Below are 26,338 nucleotides of genomic sequence, written 5' to 3' on the forward strand. Positions count from 1 at the left end.
CGGTGACGGCGGTGACCGCACCGTGCATGCCCGGCATTCCGACGTGCAGCGGGTGGCTGTCGGGGAATGCGCCGAGCGCCATCAGTGTGGTGGTGACGGGCGCTCCGGTGAGCTCTGCGAGGGCCTTCAGTTCGGCGGTGGCCCCCGCCTTGATGACGCCGCCGCCGACGTACAGCACCGGGCGCTTGGCCTGGGTGATCAGCTTGGCGGCCTCGCGGATCTGCTTGGCGTGCGGCTTGGTGACCGGGCGGTAGCCGGGCAGGTCCTGGGTCGGCGGCCAGCTGAACGTGGTCCGCGCCTGGAGTGCGTCCTTGGCGATGTCGACGAGGACGGGGCCCGGACGGCCGGTGGAGGCGATGTGGAAGGCCTCGGCGATCGTGTGCGGGATGTCCTCGGCCTTGGTGACCAGGAAGTTGTGCTTGGTGACCGGCATGGTGATGCCGCAGATGTCGGCTTCCTGGAAGGCGTCCGTACCGATCGCCTTGGAGGCCACCTGGCCGGTGATCGCGACCAGCGGGACGGAGTCCATGTGGGCGTCGGCGATCGGGGTGACCAGATTGGTGGCGCCGGGGCCGGAGGTCGCCATGCAGACGCCGACCTTGCCGGTGGCCTGCGCGTAGCCGGTCGCCGCGTGTCCGGCACCCTGCTCGTGGCGGACCAGGACGTGGCGGACCCGGGTGGAGTCCATCATCGGGTCGTACGCCGGAAGGATGGCGCCGCCGGGAATGCCGAATACCGTGTCGGCCCCCACCTCCTCAAGGGAGCGGATGAGGGACTGCGCGCCCGTGACGTGCTCAACGGTGGCGGGGGACGATCCGCCGTTACGGGCCCGCGGCTGGGGATGGTGGGCCCCGGTGGCCTGCTCGGTCATCGGCATTCTCTTCTCGAAGCTGAGGGTTTCTGCGGGTGTTTTGCAACAGTTTGCGTGGTGCCGGTGCAACAAAAAACCCCTCGTGCCGTGAGGCAAGCGAGGGGAGCGCGTCGGTGCGGTCTGCAGAGTGCCATCGTGGGACTCTGCTTCAGCCGACGCGCTTTCCAAGTACGAGAATTCGGGTGCGCATGGCAATGACCCTCTCTCCGACGCACTCGACGTGTCAAGTGGGTGGGATGGGCGTCTCAGCATGTGAGCCGCTGAGGAGCGGGATCTGGCCGCCTGTCAGGACGGGCTGGGCCATGGCGCTGCCGGGCACCGGGAACTCGCCGCGGGCCAGGGCGCGGCGCAGCCGGTACTCGTCGAGCGGCCCGGAGAAGGCCATCCCCTGGCCGTGCGTACAGCCCATGGCGCGCAGCGCCAGGACCTGCTCGGGTACGTCGACCCCGTCGGCCACGGACTGCATGCCGAGGTCGCACGCGATGCGCAGCAGGCCGCTGGTGATCTTGTGCAGCCGGGCGGACTCCACCACGCCCTCGACGAGACCGCGGTCCAGTTTCAGTACGTCGATGGGGAGGCGGCGCAGGGCGTTGATCGCGGCGTAGCCGCTGCCGAAGCCGTCGAGCGCGATGCGGACACCGATGCGGCGCAGGGCCACGAGACGCTGCTCCAGTTCGTCGAAGGAGATCCGGGGGTCGCTGTCGGCGACCTCGATCATCAGGGCGCCGGAGGGCAGGCCGTGCCGGGTCAGCAGTGCCTCCACGGAGCCGAACGGCATGCCCTTGTCGAGGAGCCGGCGGGCGGGGAGGCGCACGGCGACGGAGACCGGGTGCCCGGCCCTGGCCCGGTCGGCGGCCTGCTCGACGGCCTCTTCGAGGAGCCAGCGGCCCAGCTCGGCGGTGCGGTCGCTGTCCTCGGCGACGCGCAGGAACTCGGCCGGGGTGAACAGGATGCCCTGGGCGGAGCGCCAGCGGGCCTGGGCGGCGACGGCGGCGACCCGGCCGCTGGCGAGGTGCACGACCGGCTGGTGGAGCAGGGCGAACTCGCCGTCGCGCAGGGCGGTGCGCAGCCGGGTGGCCAGCTCGGAGCGGCGCACCACATCGGCCTGCATCTGCGGGGCGTACAGCTCGACGCGGTCCTTGCCGCCCGCCTTGGCGCGGTACATGGCGAGGTCCGCGTTGCGCATGAGGTCGCTGGGGGTGATGCCCGGCTCGGCGAAGGCGACCCCGATGGACGCGGCCACCCGGACGTCGCCGGTGCCGATCCGGTACGGCTGGGAGAGGGTGAGGCGCAGCCGGTCGGCGATCTCGTGGACCTGGCATTCCCGGGCGGGCTGGTCGCGGGGGCCGTCGCCGAGGATGATCGCCGCGAATTCGTCGCCGCCCAGGCGCGCGGCGGTGTCGCCGGCCCGGACGGATTCGTGGAGGCGGCGGGCGGCCTGGATGAGGAGTTCGTCGCCCGCCTGGTGGCCGAGGCGGTCGTTGACCGCCTTGAAGCCGTCGAGGTCGATGAAGAGCACGGCGGTGCCGGAGTCGCCGGAGCGGCGGCCGCCGAGGGCCTGGCGGACCCGTTTGGTGAACAGGGCGCGGTTGGGCAGGTCGGTGAGCGGGTCGTGCTCGGCGTTGTGCTGCAACTGGGCCTGGAGCCGGACCCGTTCGGTCACGTCGCGGCTGTTGAGGATCAGCCCGCCCTGGTGGCGGTTGACCGTGGATTCGACGTTGAGCCAGTCCCCCGTGCCGGATCTGAAGCGGCACTCGATCCGGGTGGTGGGCTCCTCGCCCGGCGGGGCGGCGAGGAACCGGCGCACTTCATGGACCACCCGCCCCAGGTCGTCGGGGTGGATGATCGAGGACAGCTCGGCGCCGACCAGCTCGTCGGCCTCGCGCCCGTACACCCCGGCGGCGGCGGGGCTGACGTAGCGCAGCACACCGTTGGGTGCGGCGATCATGATGACGTCGCTGGAGCCCTGCACCAGGGAGCGGAAGTGGTTCTCCTTCTGCGCCAGTTCCTGGGTGAGGGCGATGTTGTCGACGAGCATGATGCCCTGCCGTACGACCAGGGCGAGCACCACCGTGCAGCCGGTGAGGATCACCACGCGGTCCACCCGGCGGCCCTCGACGGCGTTGTAGAGGATGCCGAGGGTGCAGACGGCGGCGGCGAGATAGGGCGTCAGCGCGGCCAGCGATCCGGCGATGGGTCGGCTGGTGGGCTGTGCGCTCAGGGGCGGGAAAGCGTTGTCCGCGGCCCTGTTGGCGCCCCAGGGGGCGTACGCGAGGAGCAGCGAGCCGGCGAACCAGCCCGCGTCCAGCATCTGGCCGGAGTGGTAGGTCTGGCGCAGCAGCGGCGAGGTGAACAGGGCGTCGGACAGGACCGTCAGGGCGAGTGCGGCGACAGCGGTGTTCACCGCGGAGCGGTTGACGCTGGAACGCCTGAAGTGCAGCGCCAGCACCATGGAGACCAGCACGATGTCGAGCAGCGGATAGGCCAGCGCCAGCGCCGCGCGGGCCACGCTCGTGCCCTCGGCGCCCACCAGATGCGCGGTGTGGGCGAGGGCGAGGCTCCAGGAGAGCGTGAGCAGCGAGCCGCCGATCAGCCAGGAGTCCAGCGCGAGACAGAGCCAGCCGGCCCGGGTGACCGGGCGCTTGGCGAGGACCAGCAGCCCGACGATGGCGGGCGGCGCGAAGCAGAGGAAGAAGACGTCGGCGAGCGAGGGCGTGGGCACCGGGAGCCCGAGCACCACCTCGTACCAGCCCCAGACGGCGTTGCCGGCGGAGGCCATGAACGAGGAGAGCGCGAACAGCAGCCAGGCGGGCCGGAACCCGCCGGAGCCGGCCCGTGCGTACCGGAAGCAGGAGACGGCCGCGATCAGTGCCGCCGCACTGAGCCCGAAGTCCCCCATGAAGAGGGCCAGTTGCGGAGAACCCCAGCCGAGGGCCGCTCCCACGGCGTATCCGGCCCAGACGACGCCGAGAAGGATCTGCCAGACCAGCGCGGACGCGCCGCCCACGGCCGGCCTCCGGGAGAGGAGGGCCCCGAGGGCGTCGGCCGGCGCGCTCACCGGGGCGCCCCCGGTGTCGTCGGGTGCGCGCGCACCCGGCGTCCCGCCGGTCCCCGTCGGCTGCCCGGCGGTGTCGGATCGTGCACCCATCGGCCGTACATCGCCCGTCGCCCCCTCGCGTGTCGCGTCCTCCCCGGCGCCGTCCCTTCCACGGCGCAGCGCCCCTTTCGGGACGATACACCAGACTCGTCACGCAGGGACATAGGTCCTCTACTCTCCGTGACGACCTGCGGAGTTGTCGGAACGGTGCGCGACCGGAGGCCTCCGCAGCGTGGTCAGCCGATGGTGCGTACCACGTTCTCCACCGGCTCCCCCGCGGCGAACCGGCTCAGCTGCCCGGCCAGCAGGCGCTTGGCGCGCGGCAGGAAGGCCGATGTGCTGCCGCCCACATGAGGAGTGATCAGGACGTTCGGAGCATGCCAGAGAGGGTGGCCGGCGGGCAGCGGTTCCGGGTCGGTCACGTCGAGGGCGGCCCGCAGCCGTCCGGACTGGAGTTCGATCAGCAGCGCCTCGGTGTCGACGACGCCGCCCCGGGCGACGTTCACGAGCAGCGCCCCGTCCGCCATCGCGGCCAGGAACTTCGCGTCGACCAGCCCCTGCGTGGACGGGTTCAGCGGGGTGGACAGCACCACGACATCGGCCTCGGGCAGCAGTGCGGACAGGTCTTCGAGCGGGTGCACGCGGCCGCGTGCGGTTGCCCGTGCGGAGCGCGCGACGCGCACCACCCGCGCGCACTCGAAGGGTGCGAGCCGGTCCTCGATGGCGGACCCGATCGAGCCGTACCCCAAGATCAGCACGGACTTGTCGGCGAGCGCGGGGTAGAAGCCGGACCGCCACTCCTCCTTGTCCTGGCCGTGGACGAAGCCGGGAACACCGCGCAGGGAGGCGAGGATCAGAGTCAGGGTGAGCTCCGCGGTGGACGCCTCATGGACCCCCTTGGCGTTGCAGACCAGCGCCCCGGCCGGCAACAGGCCGAGTGCGGGCTCGACGTGGTCGATGCCCGCGGAGAGTGTCTGCACGACCCGGACGGCCGGCATGCCTGCCAGCGGACGGACCGCGACCTCGGCGCCCTTCATGTACGGCACGACGTAGTAGGCGCAGTCGGCGGGGTCGGCGGGGTAGTCCGGTTCGCCGTCCCAGAGCCGGTAGTTGAGCCCCTCGGGGAGCCCCGGCACCTCGTCGGCCGGGAACGGCAGCCATACGTCGGGCGTCTTCGTCACGTCGGGAGTGTTCGTCGAAGTCATGGTCAGGAGGCTAATCGCCGGAGGCCGTGCGAGGACGGGCGGGCGGCAGAGGTTACTTTGGGGTGCGGTGCGGTCCCGCGACGGCGGGGCATGGGCCCGGTTCGGCGGCGGGCCTGGGGAGGGTCGGGGAGTTGGAGCGCAGGAGTCTCGGTGCGGCGGCGCTCGCCGTGGGGGCGGTCGGTCTCGGCTGCATGCCGATGAGCTGGGCGTACAGCGCCTCGCAGCAGCGCGGTGACCGTGCGTTGCGTACGGTGCACGCCGCGCTCGACGCGGGTGTCCAACTGCTCGACACGGCCGACATGTACGGCCCGTTCACCAATGAACTGCTGGTGGGGCGGGCGTTGAAGGGCCGCAGGTCGGACGCGTTCGTCTCCACCAAGTGCGGACTGCTGGTGGGCGACCAGCACATCGTGGCCAACGGCCGTCCCGGCTATGTGCGGCGGGCCTGCGACGCCTCGCTGCGCCGGCTCCAGACCGATGTGATCGATCTGTACCAGCTGCACCGGGCCGATCCCGAGGTGCCGGTCGAGGAGACCTGGGGCGCGATGGCGGAGCTGGTGACCGCCGGGAAGGTGCGGGCGCTCGGGCTCTGCGCGATCGGGGCACGGGCCTCACGCCGGCCGGGGTCGCGGATGTACGACGAAACGATCCGTCAGCTGGACCGGGTGCAGCAGGTCTTCCCGGTGAGCGCGGTGCAGGCGGAGCTCTCGGTCTGGTCGCCGCAGGCGCTGGAGTCGTTGCTTCCGTGGTGTTCGGCGCGGGGTGTGGGGCTGCTGGCGGCGATGCCGCTGGGGAGCGGCTATCTGACCGGCACGCTGACGCCGGGGCAGGGCTTCGAGCCGGAGGATCTGCGGGCCCGGCATCCCCGGTTCACCGCGGAGATGATGGCGGCGAACCAGCCGGTGGTGGTCGGTCTGCGGCGGATCGCCGAGCGGCACGGGGCGAGTACCGCGCAGGTGGCGCTGGCCTGGGTGCTGCGGCAGGGGCCGCACGTGGTGCCGGTGCCGGGGACCAAGCGGGAGCGGTGGGCGGTGGAGAACGCGGGGGCGGCCGGGCTGACCCTGACCGCGCGGGACCTGGCGGAGATCGCCGCCCTGCCCGGTGCGCAGGGGTCGTGGGACTGAGATCCGCCCTCGTACATGCGCGCCGGACGGCAGAATCGACGGGCATCGGGAACCCCGGGGCGGGGCCGCGGTGTAAGAACAGTAGTCAGGTGGCCGTCGAAGGGATCGGTGCTGTGCGCGGTGTTCTGTTCGGATCTGTGCTGAGTCGTGCGCGCGGACACGACTCGGGCCCCGCCGGGCCGCGGGACCCGGGCCGGGGCCTGCGCCGCGGGACGGTGGCCGCGCTGGCGGCCGGCTCGCTGGTGCTGACCGCGGGGTGTTCCCCGGGCGGCGGCTCCGGCAGCGCCGCGGGCGTCGGGGGCACGCCGTCGGCCCCCGGCTCCTCCTCCGCCGCCGCACGACCGTCGGCCTCCCCGTCCGCCTCGCCCTCCCTGCCGCCCGCCAAGGGCTCGGTGAAGGTGGTGTCGACGCTCACCGAGGGCCTGGAGTCGCCCTGGGGACTGGCGGAGCTGCCGGGCGGCGATCTGCTGGTCTCCTCCCGTGACAAGGGCACGATCACCCGGATCGACGCGAAGACCGGCAGGAAGACCCTGCTGGGGGCGGTGCCCGGGGTGTCGCCCGCCGGTGAGGGCGGGCTGCTGGGGATCGCGGTCTCCCCCACGTACGGCGCGGACCACATGGTGTACGCGTATTTCACGACCGAGTCCGACAACCGCATCGCCCGTATGCAGTACGACGAGAACGGCACGACGCCCGGCCGGCTGCTGGGCGCGCCCGACACGATCCTGCGCGGCATCCCCAAGGGGTCGATCCACAACGGCGGGCGGATCGCCTTCGGCCCGGACCACATGCTGTACGCGGGCACCGGGGAGACGGGCGACGACGACCTTGCGCAGGACAGGAAGTCGCTGGCCGGCAAGATCCTGCGGATGACCCCGGACGGGCAGCCGCTGCACGGCAACCCGGAGGCCGACTCCGTGGTGTATTCGTACGGGCACCGCAATGTGCAGGGGCTGGCCTGGGACGGGCAGAAGCAGCTGTGGGCGTCCGAGTTCGGCCAGGACACCCGGGACGAGCTGAACCGGATCGTGCCGGGTGGGAACTACGGCTGGCCGGAGGCCGAGGGCAAGGCGGGGAAGAAGGGGTTCATCGACCCCGTGGCACAGTGGAAGACGTCCGAGGCGTCCCCGAGCGGGATCGCCTTCGTCAGGGGTTCGATCTGGATGGCGGGCCTGCGCGGTGAGCGGCTCTGGCGGATCCCGCTGTCCGGCAAGGCCGACGGGGAACCTCTGGCGGCCCCCCAGCCGTTCCTGGAAGGGAAGTACGGCCGTCTGCGCACCGTGCTCGCCGCGGGCGGCGACAAGCTCTGGCTCGTCACGAGCAATACGGACACCCGTGGCACCCCGAAGCCGGGAGACGACAGGATCCTGGTGCTGGCGGTGCGGTAGCGGCTACAGCAGGTGAAAGGGCGTGCGGCCGGTGTTCAACTTCTTCGAGGAACTCTTCGCACCCGGCCGCAAGCACGCCTCCGACGAACAGAAGCGGCTGGAGCTGACCCGGGTGGATCTCGGTGTCGGTGACCCGGGGCGCGGGCCGATAGACCTGGCCTCCGGGAAGGTGGTCGTCCGGGCCTCCGGCGCAGGTGGCAGCGCGAGCCCGAATGCCGCTGCCGCTGCCGCTGCCGATCAGGCGGACCAGGGGGCCGCTCAGGACGCGGAAGCGGACGGGGACGGGGACGGGGAAGCGGACGGCGCGCGGTCCTGAGCGAGAGGCCCTGGCGGCCCGGTCCCCGTCAGGCGTCGCTGCGGGCGGGGTACAGGCGGAGCCGGTGGGCGAGGGCGGCCGCCTCGCCGCGGCTGGAGACGCCGAGCTTGGCGAGGATGCTGGAGACGTGCACGCTCGCCGTCTTGGGCGAGATGTAGAGCTGCTCGGCGATCCTGCGGTTGGTGTGGCCCTCGGCGACCAGCCGGTGCACGTCCTGTTCGCGCCGGGTCAGTCCGAAGGACTCCACCGCGGCGGCGGCCGCCTCGCGCAGCCGGTCCTCGACGCGCTCCGGGTCCGCCGCGTCGTCGCCGGCGCCGTCGTGGTCCGGGACGGTGACGGCGGGCGGGAGTTCGGGGGTGGCACCGCGGTCCGGGGCGGCAAGGGGGATGCGGGCGCGGCCGGCCAGCAGCTCGATGGCCGTGGTCAGCGGGCGGGCGCCGAGCTGCCCGGCGGTGCGGTGGGCCTCGCGCAGCAGCGTGGCGGCGGCCGTCCGGTCGCCCGAGGCGACGAGGAGGGCCTCGGCCCAGCGGTGCCGGATCCGGGCCAGCTCGTACGGGCGGTGCAGCGGCGCGAAGGCGGCGGCCGCGCTGGACCAGTGGGCGGGGGTGTCGATGCCCTCCGCCCTGGCCAGCTCGGCGTCGACGAGGAGACCGTGGGCGGCCCAGACCGGGACCAGCATCGGCAGCCGCTTCAGGTGGGCGCGGACGGCGGCCAGGATCGCCGGCCGGCCGGGGTCGGCGGCGGGCAGGCCCCTGGCGTCGGCCTCGGCCGCGGCGACGACGTGGAGCAGCGGCAGCGCGTACCGCTGGGTGCCGGGCGGGAAGCCCTGCTCGGACCGGGCCTCGAACTCGGCCCGTGCCTCGGCGAGCCTGCCCTGCTGCGCGGCGAGGGCGATGGCGTGGCGTGCGGGGTCGATGACGTGCTGGGGCTGCGGGTCCCGGGAGCCGAAGCAGCGCCGGGTCAGGGCGAGTTGGATCTCGGCCTCGGCCAGGTCGCCCTGTGCGAGGGCGAGTTCGGTGCGGCGGGAGGCCACCAGCCCCTGGGCCTTGCCGTACCGGGCGGCGCGGGCCGCCGCGTCGGTGGTGGCCCGGCTCTCGTCCCAGTGACCCAGGGAGAACAGCGAGGTCGCCCGGTTGCAGCGGACCCATGCCTCCATGTCGGCGATGCCGTGGCTGAGGCTGATCGCGATGCCGTGGTCCGCGGCGGTCACGGCCTCCAGGGAGCGGCCCATGGATTCGAGGGTGGAGGGGAGGTTGATCCCGGCCCGGCTCATGATGCCGACCAGGTGCAGTTCGCCGGCGCGGTCGCGGACGGCGTACATCTCCGCGATGCCCTCGTCGACTCCGCCCGCCTCGGCGGTGAGCCAGCCGCGGGTGAGCCGGGCGTGCAGCTCGATGTACTCGTCGCCGACGAGCCTGGCATACTCCACCGCCCGGTCGGTGGCGAGCAGGGTCTCGGCGCCCGGGCGGTGCAGGGCGCCCCAGCCCGCCACGCTCATCAGGACGTCGGCGTGCACGGCGGACGGTGGCAGGCCGCGGACGAGTTCCTGGGCGGTGGCCAGTTCCTCGCGGCCGTCGCCCCGGGTGAGGTCCTGGACCAGCCGGGAGCGCTGAACCCAGAACCAGGCGGCGCGCAACGGGTCGTCCTCGCCCTCCAGTACCCGCATGGCCTTCTTGGCGACGGCCAGGGCGCGTTCGCGTTCCCCGCCGAACCGGGCGGCGACGGTGGCCTCGGCCATCAGGTCGAGATAGCGCAGCGGGGTGGTGTCGGGGTCGCAGCCGCAGGCCGGGTAGCTCTCGGCGTAGTCGATGGGCCGCAGGGTGCGGCGTACGTCGTCGGGGGCGTCGTCCCACAGCTCCATCGCCCGTTCCAGCAGGCGGAGCTGTTCGGCGAACGCGTAACGGCGGCGGGCCTCGACGGAGGCCCTGAGCACGGCGGGCAGGGCCTTGGCGGCGTCGTGTGCGCCGTACCAGTAGCTGGCGAGGCGGGTGGCGCGTTCCCCGGCGCGGACGAGGGTGGGGTCGGCCTCCAGGGCCTGGGCGTAGCGCCGGTTGAGCCGGGAGCGTTCGCCGGGCAGCAGGTCGTCGCTGACGGCCTCACGGACCAGGGAGTGCCGGAAACGGTAGCCGTTGCCCTCCGGGGTGGCGAGCAGCAGGTTGGCGCCGACGGCCGCCCGCAGTGCCTCGATGAGTTCGTCCTCGGTCAGCCGGGCGACCGCGGCCAGCAGTTCGTACTCGACGGTGGAACCGCCCTCGGCGACGATCCGGGCGATCTTCTGCGCGTCGTCGGGGAGCGCTTCGACGCGTACGAGGAGGAGGTCGCGCAGCGAGTCGGAGAGCCGGGAGCGGTCGCCGCTCTCCAGGCTGCGGGCGAGCTCCTCGACGAAGAAGGCGTTGCCGTCGGAGCGTTCGAAGATCTCGTCGACGAGGGCGGCCTCGGGGGCGGCGGCGAGGATGCCGGTGAGCTGGCGGCGGACCTCGGCACGGTTGAAGCGGGCGAGCTCGATCCGGTGGACGGTGCGCAGCCGGTCCAGTTCGGCGAGCAGGGGGCGCAGCGGGTGGCGGCGGTGGATGTCGTCGGAGCGGTAGGTACCGATCACGACGAGGCGGCCGTCGCGCACGGTGCGGAAGAGGTAGGAGAGGAGGTGGCGGGTGGAGGCGTCGGCCCAGTGCAGGTCTTCGAGTACGAGGACGACGGGGCGCCCGGCGGAGATGCGTTCCAGGAGTCTGGCGGTGAGCTCGAAGAGCCGGGCGGTGCTGTGCTCGTCGGTCGCGTCCCGGTCGGCCTCGCCGAGTTCGGGGAGCAGCCGGGCCAGCTCGCCCTCCTGCCCGGCGCAGGCGGCGGCGACCTCGGCGGGCAGGGTGCGGCGAAGGGCTCTCAGCGCGGTGGAGAACGGGGCGTAGGGCAGGCCGTCGGCGCCGATCTCGACGCAGCCGCCGACCGCGACGACCGCGTCGCGGCGTACCGCCGCCGCGAGGAACTCCTCGACCAGCCGGGTCTTGCCGACCCCCGCCTCGCCGCCGATGAGCAGCGCCTGCGGTTCGCCCGGGGCGCCCGCCCCGTCCGGGCCGCCGCTGGCCTGCGCGCAGGCGCGGCCGAGCGCATCGACGAGCGAGGCGAACTCGCCCTCGCGGCCGACGAACACGGGACTGACGGACCTGGTCTCCACGCCGCCGAGCATCGCATACGGGACCGGGCGCGCAGTTCCCGGAGCCGGGCGGCCGGCCACCGCCGCCCCGGGCACTGGTCCGGCGGGCACCGATCCGACGGGCACTGATCCGACGGGCGCTGATCCGACGGGCACTGGTCCGACGGGCGCTGATCCGACGGGCACTGGTCCGGCAGGCGCTGATCCGACGGGCACTGGTCCGGCAGGCGCTGATCCGACGGGCACCAGTTCGCCGGTCACCGGTTCATCGGGCATCGTCGCGCGGCCTTCACGCGGCGTGGACGAATCGCTTCCGGTCGGTACTCACCGGCCCCTCGGCCTCCTTGTGCCCGGAGCGCCGGGCGGCCCGGCGGGCGCGAAGGGCCTCCCGGACGAGCCGGTCCCGCTCGGCCCGGCGGCGCAGTTCGGCGGCGTGCAGTTCGTGGAGCCGGTACGCGTACATGTGCTTCTCCCTGGGGACGACGGCCCGTTCGGGCCGGGGGCGGCAGGGTTTCTCTGCCGTGCCCCGACTGTCGTCCCCCAGGGGGTGTCACCACATCGGGCAAGATCCGCATCTTCGCGGCGCGGGATGTCCTAGGGCCCCTCGTCGGATGCCCTACAGGACGGTCCTCGGGCCGTCGTGCCTACTGGGCGGCAGTCGCGGTCGGCAGGGCGACGATGAGGTCGAAGTACATGCCGACGGAGATCAGCAGGCCGAGGACGCCGAGCGCGATGCCGGCGGTCGCGACGGCGCGGACCCAGCCGGGCTGCGGTTGCGCGGAGGGTACGCCGAAGGCCGGGCGGACCAGGGCGAAGATGCCGACCAGCAGGGCCAGCAGCGCGAAGAGTCCGTTGACCAGGGCGGTGGAGTGCCAGGCGTCGCCGTAGATCTCGGAGATCTGCTGGGCCGCGGTGCCGCCGCCCGAGGTCTTGATCTGGCCGATCAGGGTCTCGCGCTCGGCGGCGACCTTGCCGGTCCAGGACCCGGTGAGTGCGACGACGCCGAGACCGGCCGCGACCACGGCAGCGGCGGCCGCCCCCAGCCCGGAGGGCTCCTTGGCCGAGTCGTCGTCGAGGCCGTCCAGGTCCTCGTCCTCTGCCCCGTCCTCGTCCTCGTTCTCCGTGACCGCGTCCCCGGTGACCTTGTCCAGGTCGTACGAGGCGTCCTCGGCCGCGGCCTTCTTGGTCACGGTCTCCTCGGCACCGGACACATCGGATACGTCAGACGCATCGGCTGCTGCGGATACTTCGGATGCTTCGGGGTCGGCGGGAGCGGTGGGGTTCGTGGTGGTCCTGGGGTTCATGTTGCGCACGCTAGGCGGCCCGTATGAGAACCCTCTTAACGAATGCCCCACGCGACGGCGTCATGGGCGGGCCCCGGCCCCGGCGAGCGTCCGCCCGCCGGGGCCGGGGTCATTGCCGAGCCGTCGTCCGCCGCGTCAGCTCTTCGCCCCGAAGGAGTCCTGGAGCCGGGGTACGTAGTCGGCGAGGGCGGCCGCCCAGCAGCCGTAGTTGTGGCCGCCGTCGCAGCCGGGAGCCAGTGCCGACCCGTCGCCGTAGTCGACCAGGCGGCTGGGCAGACCGAGCGTGTCCATGCGGGACTTGACGTTCCTGGCGGCGATCGCGGTGAAGTGGTCGATCACGTCGTTGTCGCCGGTGTAGAGCGTGACCTCGGCCCCGGCGAGCCTGGCCAGGTTGGCCGGGGCGGCGGGGTCGACCGCCTTCCAGATCCGGTCCGCGTTCAGGACCGGATAAGGGGAGCCGAAGATCGCGTCGCTGTCGACGGTGGGACCGTAACCGGTGCACTGTCCGGTCCCGGACGGGGTGGAGGTGCTCACGGCGCACCAGGCGCCCGTGACGTTGAGTTCCGTGGCCAGGACCGCCGCGCGGACCTCCGCCATGCCGAAGTCGATGCCGCCGGACAGCGAGGCGACATGGCCGAAGAGATCGGGCCGGGCCTCGCCGTAGTGCAGGGCACCGAACCCGCCCATCGACAGGCCGACGACGGCTCGGTGGTCCTTGTCGGCGATGGTGCGCAGGTTCGCGTCGATGAAGGGGACGACCTGCTTCAGGTGGAAGGTCTCCCAGTTCGCCGCGCCCTCCGCGGTGTTCTGCATGAGCCAGTCGGCGTACCAGCCCTTGCGGCCGCCGTCCGGCACGACGGTGATCATCGAGTCCGAGCGCAGCGCCGGGGCGGCTGCGGCGTCGTCCGGGTTTCCGGGTCCGCCGTGCAGGAAGTACGCCACCGGCCATCGCTTGCCGGGGTCGGTGCGGTAGCCGCTGGGCAGGAAGATGCGGATCCGGTGCGGTCCCGCCACCTGCGGGGTGGTCACGGTGATGGTGAAGTCGTTGTCCGAGTGCACCTCGGTGCCCCCGGCGACCTGGGTCAGGCCGAATCCGTCGGACAGCACCGGAGGGGCGGCGCCCTCGGCGTGCGCGAGCGGGGTCGCGAGGGTCGCCGTCATGGTCAGCGCGGCGGCGGCGAGAGCTGTCCTCGTCCGCGCACGCCACGTGGTCAACGGTGTTCTCATCGGGTGTCCTCTCCGAGAGCGGGCTGCTCTCGCCGTGGGGGAAGGTCCCGCCCCGGCGTACCGGCAAGCAGGTGGTACTCGTTGTTCGTGTGCAGTACCTGCTCGGTGCCGTCCTCGCTGCTCAGCCACTCGCTGAAGTAGCCGAGCACCGCGCCGTTGTGTCCCCAGGCCCACTTCCCGCAGGACAGCTTTATACGCTCGATGCCCAGCCCGTAGCCGACGTCGCCGGTCACAGGAACGGTGGTCTTGAGCTCGGCCATCTGCGCGGGCTCAAGGAGCTTTCCGGTCATCAGCGCCCGGGAGAACGCGGCCAGGTCGTCCATGGTCGACACCATGGCGCCGGCGCTCCCGAAGACCTGCACGTTGGAGGCCGTCGCGTCGTTGATGAAGATCGTCCGGATCGCGTAGCCGTGAAGGTAGTTGCCATAGAGCGCGGGGTCGGCGGTGGGGAAGCTGGTGTCGCGCAGACCGAGCGGTTCGATGATGCGCCGTTGGATCTCCGCGGCCGGTTCCGAGCCGGTGACGGCCTTGATCACCATGCCCGCGAGCACGTAGTTGGTGTTGGAGTAGTCGAACTTCTCGCCCGGCTCGGTCGTCGGCGCACGCATGGCGAGTGCGACGTTGACCAGGTTCTGCGGCGGGAAGACCTCCCTCGGGTTGGTGTTGAGGAAGTACGGTCCGTTGATCTGCACGGATTTGAAGTAGTCGGGCAGGCCCGAGGTGTGGTTGAGCAGCTGACGGATCGTGATCTTCGAGCCGTCGTAGCCGTTGGCGGCGACCGCCTTCGGCAGCCACTTGGCGACGGTGTCGTCCAGCGAGAGCTTCTTCTCGCCCTCCAACTGGAGGAGCACGGTGGAGGCGAACGCCTTGGTGTTGCTGCCGATCCGGAACTTGGCCTTCGGGTCCGCGGGCACCTTGTTCACGAGGTCACCGACGCCCGCGTGCACGTACTGGGTGGCGTCGCCCTTCCGGACCATGCCGATCACGCCCGGGTATCCGTCGGCGATCCCCTGCTGGGCACCGGCCTGGAGGATGTCCGCCGGGGTCTGGGCGGCGGTCGAGGACTCGGTGGTCGAGGTGCCGGTGGCCGGGGCGGCGGCGGTCGCCGTGCCGACACCGGTCATCAGCAGGCAGGCCGCGGTGGCCACCGGCAGCAGCCAGCGCCGGTGCCCGCGCACCCGCGAGGGGCGTCGGGCCGTGCCGCCGTCGGACCGGTTCGCCGTGCCGGCCTCGATGTCTGCTCCGGAATCGTCGCGCATGCTCATTTTCTTTCCTGTCCCTTTCGGTCGGTCATTCCGGCTGTCTGGAGGTATTCGGCCGCGCCTCAGCGTCGGCACGCGGCCGCGACGATCAGCAGAAGGACGAGAATTCCCGTCACCTGGAGGCAGCCGAGGCCGCCCTGCGGGTTTTTCCGGTTGGTCTCCACATGGCCACCGGCGGGAATTCCCGGGTGTTGCTTGGTGTAGTGCGCCAGTTGGCGTTGCGCGCCCTCGGACTCGGCGAGCCACGGCGTCTTGAATCCGCATTCGCCGCACCAGAATCGGTAGGCCATGTCAACTCCTCATGAGTCGTAGCAGGAGAAAGCCATGAGAGGCGATCAGGTCCGATACCGGTGCCGGTCCGATACCGGTGCCGGTCCGGCTCCGTGGACGTCATCCGCTTCCCGGATGCCCGGCGGGGTGCGCCGCCCCGTGTCGGCGCACCTGCCGGACACCACTGATCGTGCTGTTCGCGCCATTCCGCGAACAGGACAGCCGACCGGCCATATATGACCGGTCGTCACCGGTAGGGTCGTCGCGACCGCGCTCGGTGGTGGAGGGATGTCGAAGTGGCGGATCAGCTCGGCACTTTGCTGCGTCGGCTGCGTAATCGGTCGGGGCTGACGCAGGAGCAGCTGGAGGCACGTTCCGGAGTGAGTGTGCGTACGATCCGCAGACTGGAGAACGGCAGATCCAGCGATCACCGGCTGGGTACGGTGAACCTGCTGGCGGACGCGCTGGAGGCCGGGCCCGAGGACCGTCAACGGCTCGCCGCCACGCTCGCGAAGTCGAAGGCCGAACCGGCCGGCGAACCCGTGCCCGCGCCCGAATCCGCACCCGCGCCCGTACCCGTACCGGAATCCGCGCACGCCCCCTTAGCCACGCCCGTGCCCGTACCCGTGCAGAATTCCGGGCCGGATGCTGCGCAGAATGCCGGGACAAAAGTCCGCCCCACCCTCACCGCTTCACCCGTTCACGGCGAACTCATCGCCGCCGCCACCGAATTGGCCCGGGAAATCAGGCGCCGCTGGCAGCGTGAGGAGGAACACCGCCGGGTGCACGACCCTTTTCCGCTTCCGGTGCGCTGGCAGGACGCCCCCGAATCGCTGACCGACCATTCGGAGAACATTCAGCGTCTGCCGCCGGGAGCGACGCCGGACCGAATGGACCTGAGCGGCGATCTGGGCAGCGTGGCCGAGGTCTACCGGCGCATCGGGTCCGGGCGGCTCGTGGTCCTGGGCCGGGCCGGATCCGGCAAGTCGATCCTGACGATCAGGTTCGTCCTGGACCAGTTGGAGGCCCGGGAACCGCACGACCGGGTTCCGGTGATCTTCAGCATCGGCTCCTGGGACCCCACGGCCGTCGCGCTGCGGGACTGGCTGATCGACCGGCTGCTGCGCGACCACCCGCATCTCACCCGCCGGGCCCCCGACGGGGCGACGCTGGCCACCGCGCTGGTCGACGCGGATCTCGTGCTTCCGGTCCTGGACGGGTTCGACGAGATCGCGGAAGGTCTGCGGCGTACGGCCCTGGAGGTGCTCAACGCCACCTCGCTCCCGCTCGTCCTGACCAGCCGACGCGGCGAGTTCGCCGAGGCCGTCCAGGAGGCCGGTGCCCCGCTGATCTGGGCCGCCGGTCTCGAACTGACCGATCTCACCTTCGACGACCTCGCCGACTACCTGCCCCGGACCGCCCGGCCGGTCCCCCGCGGCGACGGCGGCAGCGCGGCGGTCTGGGCCCCCGTACTGGACCGGCTGCGCGCCCGGGAGAGCGGGGCGGCCACCCCCCTGGCCAGGGTCCTGAGCACCCCGCTCATGATCGTCCTGGCGCGGACGATGTACAGCGAGGCACCCGACAGGAGTCCGGCGGAGCTGCTGGACGCCGAGCGCTTCCCCGACGAGAACTCCCTCGAAGAACATCTGCTGGCCGGCTTCGTGCCGACGGTCTACCGGCACCGCGTCGCCGAGCGGAGCGCCACCCGTCGCCTGGAGCGGCACCGCGACCCGGAGCGCGCCGAGTGCTGGCTCGGCCATCTCGCCCACCATCTGGCCCGGCTCGACGGCGACCAGCAGGACCTCGCGTGGTGGCGGATCGGTGATTCGCTGCGGCTGTCCACGAGGCTGCTGTCGGTGGCGGTCTCCTCGGCGCTCTGCGTCGCGCTCGCCGTGTGGATCGTCAACCTGATCAACGTGCCGTTCCCGGTCGGCGAGGCCCTCATGTCGGGCTGTTCGATGGGGGCGGTCGCCGGTCTCGCCTTCGGGTGTGTCCACGCGATCCTGGTCAGGGTCGGCACCACGGCCTTCGAACCCGCCCATGTGCGGCTGCGGCTGCCCGGCGGCGGCACCGGCGTCGGCCGCAGACCGGTGCGCACGTTCGTCGCCCGGTTCGGTGCCGTGCTGCCGGGCGGTTTCGTGATGGGCGTCGGATGCGCCTCCGCCCTGGCCTTCCAGCGCTGGCTGTACTACGGGATCCCGCTCGCGGACGAGCTGGTGATCAAGGGCACCCTCATCAACATGCTGGTCCTCGGCCTGATCTTCGGGACGGGTGCCGGACTGGTCTTCGGGGCCGTGGCCGTGCTCGAAGCACCGCTGGACGTCACCTCCGCGGCGACCCCGGCCGGCCTGCTGGCCTCGAACCGCGCGACGGTGCTCCGGCAGGTTCTCGTACTGGTGCCGATGCTCACCCTGGCCATCGCGGTCGGCGGGCACCTGATCACCGGCCTGCTCGACGGCATCCTCGGAACGCTGGTCTGGGACGTGGCGGGCGGGCTCGCCATCGGCGCCATCGGCGGGCTCGGCGGCACGTGCGCTTACGCGCTCTCGTTCACCGCCTGGGGGCGGTGGCTGGTCCTGTCGCGCATCTGGCTGCCGCTGACCGGCAGGCTGCCCTGGGACACCGTGGCCTTCCTGGACGACGCCTACCGCCGGGGCGTGCTGCGCCAGACCGGTGCGGTGTACCAGTTCCGCCACATCCGGCTCCAGCACCACCTCGCCCGCTCGTACCGCGAGCACCAGAGCAAGTACGCACCGGCCAGATTCGGTCCCGGGGCGTAGGGGCCGGTCTCAGGCCTCCCGCGCCGGCCACTCCCGGGCCAGCACCGACCAGATCTCCGAGTCGTGCCGCTCGCCGCGGTACAGGTAGTTCTCGCGCAGCACCCCGTCGCGCGTCATGCCCAGCCGCTTGGCCACGGCGATGCTGGCGGTGTTCGCGGCGGAGGCGTCCCACTCCACGCGGTGCATGCCGCGCTCCAGGAACGCCCAGTCGATCAGTCTGCGGGCCGCCCGGGTGATCAGCCCGCGCCCCTCGCCGGCCGGCTCCAGCCAGCAGCCGATCTCGCAGTTCCCCGACTCCGCGTCGAAGATCCGGAACAGGACACCGCCGACGAGCGTGCCGTCCAGCCAGATGCCGTAGATCCGCCCGGTGTCCGCCGCCTGCTTCTCCGCGTACCGCCGCAGCAGCTCCCGCGCCGAGTCCAGGTCGGTGGCGAAGGAGGCGAAGGGGATCCACGGGTCGATGAGCGCGCGGGCCCGGTCCATGTGGTCGAGGAACTCCTGCGCCTGCCAGATCTCCAGCGGACGCAGTTCCGCTCCGTCGTCACCCAGGGATATCGCGAACATCATGCTCCTTCTCGGACCGCTTCCACCATCTGCGCGGGCTGTGCCGCCTGCGGGATTTTCGCATGCCGCAGGTCCTGCTCGGGCGGCTCGATGCTGATCCGCGGCAGCAGCCGGTCCAGCCGGCGCGGCAGCCACCAGTTCGCCCCGCCCAGCAGATGCATCAGCGCGGGGACCAGCAGCGTACGCAGGACGAAGGCGTCCAGCAGGACGGCCGCGGCGAGCGCGATGCCGAACATCGCGATGACCCGGTCCCCGCTGAGGACGAACGCCAGGAAGACCGAAATCATGATCACGGCCGCGGAGTTGATCACCCGACCGGTCTCGGCGAGGCCCACCCGGACGGCCCGCCGGTTGTCACCGGTCTCCAGCCACTCCTCGTACATCCGCCCCACCAGGAACACCTGGTAGTCCATGGACAGCCCGAAGAGCACCGACACCATGATCACCGGCAGGAACGGTTCGATGGGCCCCGCGCTGCCCAGGCCCAGCAGCTCGCTCCCCCAGCCCCACTGGAAGATCGCGACGACGACCCCGAACGAGGAGGCGACGGCGGCCACGTTCATCACCGCGGCCTTCAGCGGAATGCCGATCGACCGGAAGGCCAGCAGCAGGAGCAGGCAGCCGAGCCCTATGACCACGCCGACGAAGAGCGGGAGCTTGCCGATGATGATCCGGGCGAAGTCGTCGTAACTGGCGGTCACTCCCCCGACATGGGCCTGGAGCGAGTTGTTCTCCTCGGCCTTCGGCAGCACGTCCGTGCGCAGCCGGTCGACGAGCTCGCTGGTCTCCTGGGACTGCGGCGACGACTTCGGTACGACGGTGACGAAGGCCGTGTCGCCGCTGTTGTTGTACGTGACCGGGCCGGCCGAGGCCACGCCCTCGGTGGACCGCAGCGTGGCGGGCAGGCCGTCCATCGCGAGCCGGTCGTCCGCGCCGTCCAGCTGCGCGGCGATCGTCAGGGGGCCGTTGACGCCGGGGCCGAATCCGTCGGCCAGCAGGTCGTACGCCTGCCGGGTGGTCGACGAGGCGGGGTTGTTGCCCTGGTCGGAGCTGCCCAGGTGCAGGGAGAACGTGGGCAGCGCCAGGACCAGCATCACCACGGCGGCGCACGCCCCGAGCAGCTTGGGGTGGCGTTCGACGAAGGCTGACCAGCGGGCGGCGAAGCCCGTGGGAGATTCGGGCCGCGGGCCGTGCTCGGCGAGCTGCCCGCGCTCGCGCCGGCTCAGGGCCCGCATACCGATGAGGGACAGCAGGGCGGGGAGCAGGGTGACGGAGGCGGCCACGGTCAGCACGACGGTGAGCGAGGCGGCGATCGCCACGCCGTTGAGGAACCCGAGGCGCAGGATCAGCATGCCGAGCAGCGCGATGCAGACGGTGGCCCCGGCGAAGACCACGGCGCGGCCGGTCGTCGCGACGGCGTTCTGCGCGGCCTCGGTGACCGACAGGCCTCTGCGCAGTCCTCTGCGGTGTCTGGTGACGATGAACAGCGCGTAGTCGATGCCGACGCCGAGCCCGATCAGCATGCCCAGCATGGGGGCGAAGTCGGCGACGGTCATCACATGGCCGAGCAGCACGGTGCCCGCGTACGCGGTGCCGACGGAGACCAGTGCGGTGGCGATGGGCAGCATGCTGGCGGCGAGCGAGCCGAAGGCGAGGAAGAGGACGACCGCCGCGACGACGACCCCGATGGCCTCGCTGAGGTGGGCGGAGGGTGCCTCGGTGAGCGCGACGGCCGGGCCGCCCAGCTCCACCTGGAGATGGTCGGCGGCGGCCGTCTTCGCGGTGTCGACGACGGCCCTGGCCTGTTGGACCGGGATCTCCTCGACCTGCCGGTCGAAGGTGATCGTGGCATAGGCGGTGTGTCCGTCGGCGCTGATCTGCGCGGTGCCGGAGGCCCCGTACGGGCCGGTGACCGCGCCGACCCCGGGGAGTTCCTCGACCGCGTGCAGGGTCCGGGTCATCGTCTGCCGGACGTCGGCGGCCCGCACGGTGGAGTCGGTGGTGTGCCAGACGATGGTGTCGGTGTCACCGCCGAGATCCGTGAAACCGGCCCTGAGCAGCTCGGTGGCCCGGCCGGACTCCGTGCCGTGGACCTCGTAGTCGTTGGAGTACGCGGAACCCGCGAAGCCCGCCGCGGTGGCCGCGCCGCCGAGGGCGAGCAGCCAGACGAGGACGGCGATGAGACGGTGCCTGATGCACCAGCGGGCGATGGCAGCCAACGGACGTGCTCCCTGCTGGTTCGTGATCTTTTGCCGGTATAAAACGCGAATTACCCGCAAAGAGCGCATGACCTGAGAACCGTCACTCTGGCAGCCGTAGGTGATCCTTTGTCTCTTTCGTGGCCTTACTCACAATGGCGGCAGGAATGGCCGTGGCCCCGCGTCGCCATGCCCTCCGGCCGTCTCACTCGGCCAGTCGTTCCTCCTCCGCCTCCAGCTCGTCCTCGAACTGCTCCTCGATCTCCGCGATGCCCTTCGTCACGACCTCCGCCAGATGGACGGGGCAGGTCAGCGCCTCGTTCCCGAAGCCCTGGCCGGAGTCCGGGCCAGGGGCGGGGCAGGCGTCGGGGGCATAGAGGTGCGCTATGTGTGCCAAGCGGTCGGACGTGCGCCCACGGGCGGGCGCATGGCCGTCCGCGTGGGCGCACCCGCCGCCGGGCAGGTCGGCGGCAGCGGTGCGGAGGATGCCGAGGATCTCACGGGCGATTCCGTACGACAGCTCCAGAGAATCGGCCGCCGTGCCCATCAGGAGCAGCAGGACGGTCCGGTCGAGTGCGGGTCCGTCCGGACCGAGTTGCTCGTACCGCCGGGCCGCCCAGAGCGCCGCCTCCTCGGAAGCCGTCTCGTCCTTGAACGGGACATGACGCTCGGTCAGCGGATCGATGTCGAGCCGGCCGTCGGAGCGCAGATACACCGGGTCCAGATGCGCCGTCTCCCGGGTGCCGAAGAGTCTGTCGACCGCTTCGCGCAGATGGTCGCGGGCCTCGACGGCGAGGGCGCGCAGGAAGGTGGTGCAGGTCCATGCCTCCAGCGAGGCCCCGTATCCGTCCTCGTGTTCCTCGCGCAGGACGGTCCGGCCGCCGGGGCTCTGCAGGTGGATGCCCTCGGAGGCCTGCTCGTCGCTGCCGGAGCGCAGTGCCGGGTGCTCGCCGTCCTCGTGCGCGCAGGCCTCGTCCGGCAGCAGCGGCAGTACGGACTCCAGGCCCTCGATCATGTCGTCGAGCAGCGACCGCTGTCTGATCCGGCCCGACCCCGCGTACCAGCAGTTCGCATGGGCGACGACGACATAGCCGGCGAGAGCGGCCCGGGAGAGGTCGCCGGGCGGTCCGGCGTGGATGTCCAGGTCCCAGAACGGATCGCCGTTCGGATAGTCGTTGAGCACACTGCCCAGGCTGCGGATGTATCTCTGGTGGTCCTCGGGGACGATCTCGGGGATGCCGTCCGTGCTGCCCGGCAGGATCACATCGGCGGCCGTCCGCGCCCATCCGGCGGCATTGCGGGGACAGACCTCGGCCTCGTCCCAGTCATCGAGCGGAACCTCGACGTCCGGCGCGTGGAGCAGCCCGTCCGCGTCGGTGTCCCACTCCTCCAGGCTGTCGGTGTACGGATGGGACGCGTGCCCGCACCCGCCGGCCTGAAGACACTGCTCGTCCATGGCCTCGGCGGCGGCGCCGAGCGCGTCCACCACGGCCCGCTCGACATCGGCGCCGCGTCGCCCGAGGACGTACCGCGCCATGTTCACCAGCCCGAAGGTCAGCAGGACCGCCTGCTCGCCGTCCGGTTCGGCGGCGAGCAGGCGGGCGCACTCCAGGACGACGGGGTCCGCCTCCTCGGGGGCGGCGCCCGCCGTGACTCCGTCCCATTTCTCGATCAGTTCGTTCATGATCAAGGACACGCGGGCCGTGCCGCGGTGGTTCCGGTGGGCGCCGAACCCCGTGCGGAGAGCCTGCCGGGCGGCCCGTCAGCCCGAGACGCTCGCCCGGCCGTTCTCGATGTGCCCCATCAGCCGGCGCCGGAACGCGTCGTCCCCGTCGACGGTGACGTCCAGGTCGTACCAGCCGTGCGCGTCGGCCGCCGAGTGGACCACCGTGCGGCTGCGTCCCGGCTTGACCTTGATGGTCCGGGTCCAGTCCCGCAGGTCCGCCTCGTCGACGTAGCCGCGCGGCCGCACCGTGAAGGTGAGCGTGGTCCGGCCGGTGTTGCGGAGCGTGAGGTGCAGGTCGCGCTCATGGGCGTCGACCCGCGAGGCGACCTCGGCACCGGCCGAGGCGCCGCCCTTCGCGGGCCCGGCGAACTCCCGGCGGAAACCGTTCGGCCCCGTCACCGTGAACCGGTAGGCCTCGCCGGTCACGGGCACCGTCCACTGCGCGGTGCGCTTGACGTCCCGGTGCTGCGGTACGGGGAACTCGCCCGCGTACGGGTACAGCGCGAAGTGCGCCGACGAGCGCCCCGTGTTGCTGAGGGCCACCTGCACCGTGCCGTTCACCACCTTCGCCTGCGCGTCCGGCTGGTAGGGCAGCGCGCGGGCCGGGCGGGTGCCGGGCTCCTGCACGGGCATGTGCTGGACGGCCGGCGGCTTCGGCGACCAGCGGCCGCTGAACGGCGGGATGGCGCCCGGCTGTTCCACCTCGGGCCGACGCCGCCCGCGGGAGAAGTCGAAGGCCGAGGTCAGGTCGCCGGCGACGGTGCGCCGCCAGTCGCTGATGTTCGGTTCCTTCACTCCGGTCCAGCGCTCCAGGAAGCGGACCACGGAGGTGTGGTCGAAGACCTCGGAGCAGACGTAGCCGCCGATGGTCCACGGCGACACCACGAGCATCGGCACCCGCATGCCGAGACCGGTGGGCTTGCCCTCCCACTGCTCCTCGGTCACCTCGGACGGGGCGACCGGCGGCGGCACGTGGTCGAAGAAGCCGTCGTTCTCGTCGTAGTTGATGAAGACCGCGGTGTGCCGCCACACGTCGGGGTGCTTGCCCAGTGCGTCCAGGACTTTGTAGACGATCGTCGCGCTGTGGATCGGCGAGGAGACGCTCGGGTGCTCGGAGTCGACGGCGGAGGGCACCAGGTAGGAGACCTCCGGCAGGGTGCCCGCCGCGACGTCCTTGGCGAACTCGTCGGCCAGCGTCCCGGTCTCCACTCGGCGCAACGCCCGCTCGAACAGGCTGCGTTCGGTCTTGTCGAGGCTGGCGACACCCTCCTCCAGCAGGCCGAACAGCCGCTCCCGCTCCGTGGCGTCGGCGTCCCGCACCGCGGCGTAGAACGACTCCATGAAGGTGTGGCCGCCGGTCTTCGCCAACGCCTTGCGGGCCACCGCCTTGAAGGTGGCGAAGAACTCGATCTGGTTGTCGGTGAAGTTCTCCCACTCGGTGTACGTGCGCCAGCTGCGCCCGGCCTTCTCCAGCCGCTCCGCGTACGTGCCCCAGTCGTAGCCGGGGTGGGTGCCCTCGTCGTACGCGTCGTTGCCGACGGCCCGCTTGCCGTTCGGCTCGTTGCCTGTCCTGCCGCTCCACAGGTGGTTGCGGTTGGGGCTGGTCGAGGAGTGGATGGAGGAGTGGTAGGCGTCGCAGACCGTGAAGGTGTCGGCCAGTTCGTAGTGCAGCGGGATGTCGCGGCGGTCGTAGTACGCCATGGTGGCGGCCGTCTTCGCGCTCACCCAGCCGTTCATCCAACCGCCGGCCCACGCCTTGCCGCCACCGCTCCAGGAGTGGTCGAGCGCGCCGATGTACTGGAGGTCCTTCTTCTGCGTCTCGGCGGCGTCGCGCACCGGGAACGGCAGTACGGAGCTGCCCGCCGCGGCGGGCTGCTCGAAGACCGTCCGGCCCGAGGGCAGCTCGACGGCGTTGCGGTCACCGAAGCCGCGTACGCCCCGGAGCGTCCCGAAGTAATGGTCGAAGGAACGATTCTCCTGCATCAGGATCACCACGTGCTTGATGGCTCCGAGCCCGTCACGGCCGCCGGACCCAGCCGAGTGTGCCGGCTGCGCGGCGATCGCGGCCTGCAGCGAAGGCGGCAGCAGCGACCCCGCCGCCGCGGCGCCGAGTGCACCGCCGCCCAGCGCGAAGAGCCGTCGCCGTGAAATGTCCGTGGTCAAGTGAGCCTCCCGAGTCCTGTCGTACAGCCGGGAAGCTAATCAAGCCAAGTGGCGCGCGGAAGGATTCCGTACGGCTCGGTGGTGAACGTCCAACAGGTCGTGCGGGAAAGTCCAAGGGGCGGCGCACCCGGCTCACGGGTGTGCCGCCCCTCGGGGGACGTGCCTGCGCAGAGGGGTCAGCCCTCGACGCCGAGCTTCTCCAGGATCAGCTCACGCACCCGGGCCGCGTCCGCCTGGCCGCGGGTGGCCTTCATGACCGCGCCGACGAGCGCGCCCGCCGCCGCGACCTTGCCGCCGCGGATCTTGTCCGCGATGGCCGCGTTGGCCGCGATGGCCTCGTCGACCGCGGTGGACAGCGCGCCCTCGTCGGAGACGACCTTCAGGCCGCGCTTCTCGACGACGGTGTCCGGGTCGCCCTCGCCCGCGAGGACGCCCTCGATGACCTGGCGGGCCAGCTTGTCGTTGAGGTCGCCCGAGGTGACGAGCTCGGCCACCCTGGCGACCTGCACCGGGGTGATCGGCAGCTCGTCGAGGCCGCGGCCGGTCTCGTTGGCGTTACGGGCCAGCTCGCCCATCCACCACTTGCGGGCCTGGTCCGAGGGGGCGCCCGCGTCGGTCGTGGCGACGATCAGGTCGACCGCGCCCGCGTTGAGGATGGACTGCATGTCGTGCTCGGAGACACCCCACTCCTCCTTGAGCCGCGCCCGGCGCAGCCGGGGCAGCTCGGGAAGACCCTTGCGCAGCTCCTCGACCCACTCGCGGGCCGGGGCGACCGGCACCAGGTCCGGCTCGGGGAAGTAGCGGTAGTCCTCGGCGTTGTCCTTGATGCGGCCGGCCGTGGTGGAGCCGTCCTCCTCGTGGAAGTGCCGGGTCTCCTGCACGATCGTGCCGCCGGAGGACAGCACGGCCGCATGCCGCTGGATCTCGAACCGGGCGGCCCGCTCGACGGAACGCAGCGAGTTCACGTTCTTCGTCTCGGAGCGGGTACCGAAGGTCTCGGTGCCGTTGGGGCGCAGCGACAGGTTGACGTCGCAGCGCATCTGGCCCATCTCCATGCGGGCCTCCGAGACGCCGAGCGCCTTGATGAGCTCGCGGAGCTCGGCGACGTACGCCTTGGCGACCTCGGGGGCGCGGGCGCCCGCGCCCTCGATCGGCTTGGTGACGATCTCGATGAGCGGGATGCCGGCCCGGTTGTAGTCGAGCAGGGAGTGGGACGCGCCGTGGATACGGCCGGTGGCTCCGCCGACGTGGGTCGACTTGCCGGTGTCCTCCTCCATGTGGGCGCGCTCGATCTGCACCCGGAAGATCTCCCCGTCCTCCAGCTGGACGTCCAGATAGCCGTTGTAGGCGATCGGCTCGTCGTACTGGGAGGTCTGGAAGTTCTTCGGCATGTCCGGATAGAAGTAGTTCTTCCGGGCGAAGCGGCACCACTCGGCGATCTCGCAGTTCAGCGCGAGGCCGATCTTGATGGCGGACTCGACGCCGATCTCGTTGACGACCGGCAGGGCGCCGGGCAGGCCGAGACAGACCGGGCAGGTCTGGGAGTTGGCGTCCTGCTTGAGCTCGGTGGAGCAGCCGCAGAACATCTTGGTCTTGGTGCCGAGCTCGACATGGACCTCCAGGCCCATGACGGGGTCGTAGGACGCGAGCGCGTCCTCGTACGACACCAGGTCGGTGACAGTCACGGTGAAACTT

At 71.7% G+C, this 26,338-nt stretch carries 18 protein-coding genes; 4 read left to right on the plus strand and 14 right to left on the minus strand.

Features of this window, described 5'->3' with window-relative positions:
- The 3 genes from EES42_RS01165 to EES42_RS01175 form a co-directional block, all read right to left on the minus strand.
- A partial coding sequence (locus EES42_RS01165) for a thiamine pyrophosphate-binding protein (protein ID WP_277426094.1) occupies positions 1-877 on the minus strand: 877 nt, incomplete at its 3' end.
- A gap of 217 nt (positions 878-1,094) precedes the next feature.
- The gene (locus EES42_RS01170) at positions 1,095-3,929 is read right to left on the minus strand and encodes a putative bifunctional diguanylate cyclase/phosphodiesterase (protein WP_241196276.1); all 2,835 of its coding nucleotides are present in this window, start codon (positions 3,927-3,929) and stop codon (positions 1,095-1,097) included.
- 275 nt (positions 3,930-4,204) lie between these two features.
- Positions 4,205-5,173 (minus strand): 2-hydroxyacid dehydrogenase, encoded by a 969-nt coding sequence (locus EES42_RS01175; protein WP_124716226.1) that lies wholly within the window; start codon positions 5,171-5,173, stop codon positions 4,205-4,207.
- Positions 5,174-5,304: 131 nt separating this feature from the next.
- Between EES42_RS01175 and EES42_RS01180 the strand changes: the two genes are divergently transcribed.
- The 3 genes from EES42_RS01180 (at position 5,305) to EES42_RS01190 (ending at position 8,001) form a co-directional block, all read left to right on the plus strand.
- On the plus strand, positions 5,305-6,297 hold the full coding sequence (locus tag EES42_RS01180) for an aldo/keto reductase (protein ID WP_124716227.1): 993 nt from the start codon (positions 5,305-5,307) through the stop codon (positions 6,295-6,297).
- Positions 6,298-6,512: 215 nt separating this feature from the next.
- Positions 6,513-7,685, plus strand: a complete 1,173-nt coding sequence (locus EES42_RS01185; RefSeq protein ID WP_124717335.1) for a PQQ-dependent sugar dehydrogenase — start codon at positions 6,513-6,515, stop codon at positions 7,683-7,685.
- Between the two features lie 31 nt (positions 7,686-7,716).
- Positions 7,717-8,001, plus strand: a complete 285-nt coding sequence (locus EES42_RS01190; RefSeq protein ID WP_124717337.1) for a DUF6191 domain-containing protein — start codon at positions 7,717-7,719, stop codon at positions 7,999-8,001.
- Positions 8,002-8,029: 28 nt separating this feature from the next.
- On the opposite strand, the gene EES42_RS01195 is transcribed toward EES42_RS01190, so the two are convergent.
- From EES42_RS01195 to EES42_RS01220, 6 genes are all read right to left on the minus strand, one after another.
- Entirely contained in the window at positions 8,030-11,182 is a 3,153-nt protein-coding gene (locus tag EES42_RS01195; RefSeq protein ID WP_206433393.1) for a helix-turn-helix transcriptional regulator, read from the minus strand.
- Between the two features lie 256 nt (positions 11,183-11,438).
- Positions 11,439-11,612 carry a hypothetical protein gene (locus tag EES42_RS44530; RefSeq protein ID WP_164495142.1) on the minus strand — a complete coding sequence of 58 codons (174 nt, stop codon included), beginning with the start codon at positions 11,610-11,612 and terminating at the stop codon, positions 11,439-11,441.
- A 181-nt stretch (positions 11,613-11,793) separates the two neighbouring features.
- Positions 11,794-12,453, minus strand: a complete 660-nt coding sequence (locus tag EES42_RS01205; protein WP_124716228.1) for a hypothetical protein — start codon at positions 12,451-12,453, stop codon at positions 11,794-11,796.
- 135 nt (positions 12,454-12,588) lie between these two features.
- Entirely contained in the window at positions 12,589-13,680 is a 1,092-nt protein-coding gene (locus tag EES42_RS01210; protein WP_124716229.1) for an alpha/beta hydrolase, read from the minus strand.
- Positions 13,677-14,939 carry a serine hydrolase domain-containing protein gene (locus EES42_RS01215; protein ID WP_241196191.1) on the minus strand — a complete coding sequence of 421 codons (1,263 nt, stop codon included), beginning with the start codon at positions 14,937-14,939 and terminating at the stop codon, positions 13,677-13,679. The genes EES42_RS01210 and EES42_RS01215 overlap by 4 nt, the downstream gene beginning before the upstream one ends.
- A 65-nt stretch (positions 14,940-15,004) precedes the next feature.
- Positions 15,005-15,232, minus strand: coding sequence for a hypothetical protein (locus tag EES42_RS01220; RefSeq protein ID WP_124716230.1), 228 nt, complete (start codon positions 15,230-15,232; stop codon positions 15,005-15,007).
- A gap of 276 nt (positions 15,233-15,508) precedes the next feature.
- Here EES42_RS01220 and EES42_RS01225 point away from each other — a divergent pair, with 276 nt between their 5' ends.
- Positions 15,509-17,992 (plus strand): helix-turn-helix domain-containing protein, encoded by a 2,484-nt coding sequence (locus tag EES42_RS01225; protein ID WP_124716231.1) that lies wholly within the window; start codon positions 15,509-15,511, stop codon positions 17,990-17,992.
- Between the two features lie 9 nt (positions 17,993-18,001).
- Here EES42_RS01225 and EES42_RS01230 read toward each other — a convergent pair whose 3' ends face one another.
- The 5 genes from EES42_RS01230 to gatB all read right to left on the minus strand — a co-directional run bounded on the left by EES42_RS01230 (position 18,002) and on the right by gatB (position 26,328).
- Entirely contained in the window at positions 18,002-18,556 is a 555-nt protein-coding gene (locus EES42_RS01230) for a GNAT family N-acetyltransferase (RefSeq protein ID WP_124717339.1), read from the minus strand.
- Positions 18,556-20,775, minus strand: coding sequence for an MMPL family transporter (locus EES42_RS01235; protein WP_124716232.1), 2,220 nt, complete (start codon positions 20,773-20,775; stop codon positions 18,556-18,558). The genes EES42_RS01230 and EES42_RS01235 overlap by 1 nt, the downstream gene beginning before the upstream one ends.
- 184 nt (positions 20,776-20,959) lie before the next feature.
- Complete coding sequence (locus EES42_RS01240) at positions 20,960-22,438, minus strand: hypothetical protein (protein ID WP_124716233.1); 1,479 nt, start codon at positions 22,436-22,438, stop codon at positions 20,960-20,962.
- Between the two features lie 78 nt (positions 22,439-22,516).
- Positions 22,517-24,643: a phosphocholine-specific phospholipase C gene (locus EES42_RS01245; RefSeq protein WP_124716234.1), complete on the minus strand. Its 2,127-nt coding sequence runs from the start codon at positions 24,641-24,643 to the stop codon at positions 22,517-22,519.
- Positions 24,644-24,819: 176 nt separating this feature from the next.
- Positions 24,820-26,328, minus strand: coding sequence for an Asp-tRNA(Asn)/Glu-tRNA(Gln) amidotransferase subunit GatB (gatB, locus tag EES42_RS01250; protein ID WP_124716235.1), 1,509 nt, complete (start codon positions 26,326-26,328; stop codon positions 24,820-24,822).
- Positions 26,329-26,338 lie beyond the last annotated feature (10 nt).

Source organism: Streptomyces sp. ADI95-17 (assembly GCF_003846175.1).
Taxonomy (GTDB): domain Bacteria; phylum Actinomycetota; class Actinomycetes; order Streptomycetales; family Streptomycetaceae; genus Streptomyces; species Streptomyces sanglieri.